The following is a 4,928-nucleotide window of genomic DNA, read 5'->3' on the forward strand; positions in this document are numbered from 1 at the left end:
GGCGGCCCGCCGATAGGCGTGACGTTCGCTCGCCAGGCTGGCCTCGTGGGCCGGCCCGTATGCCGGTGTAGAGCGGCCGGCAGGGCGAAGGGGCCGAGCAGTATAGGAATCCCGACGTAGGGCTTTTCACTGTAAATCTTCATAAATTTGGCGAGAAATCGGGAACAGCTTTGTGCCCGATCACGCTGTACGGCCACCCTAGCAACATCCCGGCAGGAAAAAACCCACACCAAAGCCGCATATCCCACATCTGTTTTCTGCTCTTCCTACAAATTTTTCACCTCGTGCCGTCAACGTCTAAGCTTCAGGCAAAGCAATACGAAAATACCTGGCCGGATTGAAGACTATGGGCGCACTGTGGCAATCGGAACCATCCAGAACGGAAGCACCCGAAACACCTCTGGCCGAGACGCCACAACCAAAGTCCCCCCGTCAGCGTCGGCTTTGGTGGCGGCTGATCCTGCTGATCCTGCTGGTGGCGATCATCGCCATCGGCTTTGCCGCGTACGATGAATTCCGCACCTCCGAGCTGCAGTCGCGGGAATTCAGCAAGCTGGCCACCACCCTCACCTACTCGCTGCAGCCAGGCCCCAGCGATGCCATCGTCTATCCGGGCGAAGGCCCGTTCGACAAGCGCCTGGGCTACAGCGCGCTGGGTGAATTCCTGCCACGTCTGCTCAAGCGTGATTACCTGATCAGCGAACAGGTGAAGTTCTCACCGGCCCTGATGAACTACGTCGATCACGGCCTGTTCGCCCCTTACATCGAGAAGATCCAGGCAGGCCTGGCGATCACCGATTGCCGCGGCGACACGCTGTACCAGTACAACTACCCCCAGCACCTGTACCCGAATTTCGCGGCGATCCCGCCGGTGATGGTCAACAGCCTGCTGTTCATCGAGAACCGCGACCTGCTGGACCCCAAGGACCCGAAGAACAACCCGGCAGTGGACTGGCCGCGCTTCGCCAAGGCCGCCTACAGCCAGGTGGCCAAGTACCTGGCCCTGCCCGGCCAGTCCGCCGGCGGCAGCACCCTGGCCACCCAGCTGGAAAAGTACCGGCACTCGCCCGACGGCCTGACCGTGTCGGGTGCGGAGAAAATCCGTCAGATGATTTCCGCCAGTGTGCGCGCCTACCAGGGCGGCCCGGACACCACCGAAGCGCGCCAGCGCATCGTGCGTGACTACCTCAACAGCGTGCCGCTGTCGGCAGTGCCTGGTCATGGCGAGGTGCACGGCATGGCCGAAGGCTTGCGGGTGTGGTACGGCGCCGATTTCGACCAGGTCAACCAGGCCCTCACTTCGACCGCCAGCGACCCGGACAGCCTGGCCGCACGCGGCCTGGCCCTGCGCCAGGTACTGTCCTTGATGATCGCCCAGCGGCGCCCTTCGCACTATTTGTCCAAAGGCCGGGTCGAACTGGCCGAGCTCACCGATTCACACATTCGCGTGCTCGCCGCCAACAACATCATCGACCGCCCGCTGGCGGACGCGGCGCTGGCCAGCAAGGCGGTGTACCGCGACTGGGTGGCGCAACCGACCATCGTGCCGATCATCACCAACAAGGGCATCAGCCTGGCGCGCAACCGCCTGGCCGCCATGCTCAACCGCCCGCTGTACGACCTCGATCGCCTCGACGTATCGGCCACCAGCACCCTGCAGGCCGACCTGCAGTTGCAGGTCAGCCAGTACCTGAAGAACCTTTCCGACCCCGAGTTCGCCGCGCAGATCGGCCTGATCGGCGAGCGCCTGCTGACCTTGAAGACCACCGACCAGGTGCGCTACAGCTTCACCCTGTTCGAGCGCACCGCCGACGGCTCGCGGGTGCGGGTGCAGACCGACAGCACCGACCAACCCTTCGACATCAACGAAGGCAGCAAGCTGGAACTGGGCTCGACCGCCAAACTGCGGGTGCTCACCACCTACCTGGAGATCATCGCCGAGCTGCACGACAAGTACGCCGGCAAGACCCCCGCCGAGCTGAAGACGGTCGAAGTCGCCGAGCTCGACCGTATCACCCAGTGGTCGCTGGAATGGCTGGCGCAGAACAGCAAGAACCAGAGCCTGGATGCCATGCTCGACGCCGCGCTGGAGCGCAAGTATTCGGCCAATACCGGCGAAGCCTTCTTCACCGGCGGCGGCATGCATGTGTTCAACAACTTCCGCAAGGAAGACAACAGCCGCAATCCGACCCTCAAGATCGCCCTGCGCGAGTCGATCAACCTGCCGTTCATTCGCCTGATGCGTGACCTGGTGCGTTACGTGACCTACCAGCAACCGTTCAATCGCGTGCCGCTGCTCAAGGACGATTCGGACCCGCGCCGCCAGGAGTACCTGGCGCGCTTTGCCGACAAGGAAGGCACCAACTACCTGATGCGGTTCTGGAAGAAGTACCAGCGCAAGACCTCCCAGCAGCGCCTGGACACCTTCCTCGACAGCATGCGCGTGACCCCGCAGCGCCTGGCGGCGGTGCACCGTTACCTGTTCCCCGAAGCGGGGCAGGAAACCTTCAACGCCTTTGTCCGTGCGCACACCAAGGACGACAAGATCGCCCTTGGCAAGCTCACCGACGGCCGCCTGGCGGAGATGTACGAGGCCTATGGCCCCGGCAAGTACGACCTGCCGGACCAAGGCTATATCGCCAAGGTGCACCCGCTGGACCTGTGGTTGCTCGGCTATTTGCTGAAGAACCCGAGCGCCACGCTGACCGAGATGGTCAATGCCAGCCGTTTCGAGCGTCAGGAAGTCTATGGCTGGCTGTTCAAGAGCCGCCACCAGGGCGCCCGAGACAGCCGCATCCGCACCATGGTCGAGATCGAGGCCTTCACCGATATCCACCAGCGCTGGAAACGCGTGGGCTACCCCTTCGATCACCTGGTGCCGTCGCTGGCCACCGCCATCGGCAGCTCGGGCGACCGCCCGGCGGCGCTGTCCGAACTGGTCGGCATCATCCAGAACGACGGGATACGCCTGCCGACCCTGCGCATCGACACCCTGCACTTCGCCGCCGACACCCCCTATGAAACCAAGCTGGTCAGCGACCCCGACCGCGGCCAGCGGATTCTTCCGGTGGAAGTGGCCCGCGCGCTCAAGGGCGCCATGTCGCAAGTGGTCGATGCCGGTACGGCGCGGCGGATCTCCGGCAGTTTCAAGTTGCATGACGGCACGCCGCTGGTGATGGGTGGCAAGACCGGTACCGGCGACAACCGCATCGAAAGTTTCGGCGCAGGTGGCCGGCTGATCGGTTCGCGCTCGCTGAACCGAACCGCGACCTTCGTGTTCTTCCTCGGTGACAACCACTTCGGCACCCTCACGGCATTCGTGCCGGGGCGCTCCGCCGAAGCGTTCAAGTTCACCTCGGCGCTGCCCGTGCAAGTGCTCAAAGGCATGGCACCGATCCTCATGCCGTACCTGGAGCCGGGCAACCCCAACGCGTGCAATCCGCCACAGGTGGCGATGCAGCCAGCAAACCCATCGAATATTTAGATGATAATCATCCGCATTTATAGGCTTGTCTTTAGATATATCTTGAGTAATATCTTGCGATATATCTAAACGACGGAGCCTCACTCTCATGCGCGACCCTCACGCCCATGATCCCTTCGAACGCCGGCCCGGCCGCGGTGAGCGCGGCCCGCGGGTATTCGCCCCCGGCGACCTGAAACTGCTGATGCTGTCACTGCTGGCCGAACAGCCTGGCCATGGCTACGACCTGATCCGCCAGATCGAAAACCTGTTCGACGGCAGCTACACGCCAAGCCCCGGGGTGATCTACCCCACCCTCAACTTCCTCGAGGAAGCCGAGCTGATCAGCGGGCAGGTGCAGGGCAGCAAACGCCTGTACGTCATCACCGACGCCGGCCGCAACGCCCTCGTCGAACAGGCCGTGGCCCTGGACGGTGTGCGCATGCGCATCGAAGTCAGCAAGCGCGCCTTGCGTGGCCACGACCGCCCGCCCGAGATCCATGAAGCGGTCGGCAACCTGCGCCATGCCCTGCACATGCACAGCGGCCGCTGGACCCCCGAGGAAATCCAGCGGGTAGGCAACCTGCTCAACGAAACGGCCAAGGCCATTGCCTCGGGGCCGGCCGACCCCGCCACGGAGAATTCCCATGAGTGACAGCATCCACCGCGTCAACCACGAGATCCGCCAGCGCCGCCTGCAGGTGCTGCGGGTAATCGACCTGACCCCACGCATGCGCCGCATCACCTTGGGTGGCGAACAGCTGCAAGGCTTCACCAGCCTCGGCAGCGACGACCACATCAAGCTGCTGTTCGCCGAGACGGCCGAGCAACAACAGGCCATCGACGCCGGCAACCTGGGGCGCGATGGCGCTGTGCGGCCGACCATGCGTGAATACACGCCTCGGCGTATCGACCTGGTCGCCAACGAACTGGACATCGACTTCGTGCTGCACGGCGATGGCCCTGCCTCGACCTGGGCGGCACAGGCCGCACCCGGGCAGATTCTGAACATTGCCGGGCCGCGCGCCTCGATGGTGGTGCCGGATATCTTCGACAGTTATCTGCTGGTGGGTGACGAGACGGCCATCCCGGCCATCGGTCGGCGCCTTGAGGAACTGCCGGCAGGTCGCCAGGTGTTGGCGGTGATCCAGATCGAGGATGAGCAGGAGCGCCAGCCGCTGCCGAGCCAGGCGCAGGTCGAGGTGATCTGGGTGAAACGCGATGAGGATTTGTTGGCGTTGCTGCAAGGCTTGGGCCTGCCTGAAGGGAGGCTGTACAGCTGGGTAGCCCTGGAGAAATCGCTGACTCGGCAGGCCAAGGCAGTGTTGCTGGAGAAGGGTGTTTCGGAAGATGCGCTCAAGGCTGCGGCCTATTGGCGGGCTGAGGGTAGTGCGGACGACGAGTGATTTATTTCGTCTGTACCGGCCCTATCGCCGCGGTTCGTCGCCACGACAAGCCGGCTCCC

3 protein-coding genes are annotated in these 4,928 nt (G+C 63.7%); all 3 read left to right on the forward strand.

The window, feature by feature from the left end; all coding sequences use genetic code 11:
- Positions 1 to 346 precede the first annotated feature (346 nt).
- The 3 genes from PMI38_RS25845 to PMI38_RS25855 all read left to right on the forward strand — a co-directional run bounded on the left by PMI38_RS25845 (position 347) and on the right by PMI38_RS25855 (position 4,869).
- A complete protein-coding gene (locus PMI38_RS25845; RefSeq protein WP_008100998.1) occupies positions 347 to 3,484 on the forward strand; it encodes a biosynthetic peptidoglycan transglycosylase in 3,138 nt (1,045 codons plus the stop codon).
- A gap of 88 nt (positions 3,485 to 3,572) precedes the next feature.
- Positions 3,573 to 4,118, forward strand: a complete 546-nt coding sequence (locus PMI38_RS25850; RefSeq protein ID WP_008101000.1) for a PadR family transcriptional regulator — start codon at positions 3,573 to 3,575, stop codon at positions 4,116 to 4,118.
- Entirely contained in the window at positions 4,111 to 4,869 is a 759-nt protein-coding gene (locus tag PMI38_RS25855) for a siderophore-interacting protein (protein ID WP_008101003.1), read from the forward strand. The genes PMI38_RS25850 and PMI38_RS25855 overlap by 8 nt, the downstream gene beginning before the upstream one ends.
- Positions 4,870 to 4,928 lie beyond the last annotated feature (59 nt).

It is taken from the genome of Pseudomonas sp. GM84 (genome assembly GCF_000282535.1).
Lineage (GTDB): Bacteria > Pseudomonadota > Gammaproteobacteria > Pseudomonadales > Pseudomonadaceae > Aquipseudomonas.

Bases quoted from the DNA above. Each gene is read 5' to 3' on its own strand.
- PMI38_RS25845 (WP_008100998.1), top strand. From the start codon at position 347: ATGGGCGCACTGTGGCAATCGGAACCATCCAGAACGGAAGCACCCGAA.
- PMI38_RS25850 (WP_008101000.1), top strand. From the start codon at position 3,573: ATGCGCGACCCTCACGCCCATGATCCCTTCGAACGCCGGCCCGGCCGC.
- PMI38_RS25855 (WP_008101003.1), top strand. From the start codon at position 4,111: ATGAGTGACAGCATCCACCGCGTCAACCACGAGATCCGCCAGCGCCGC.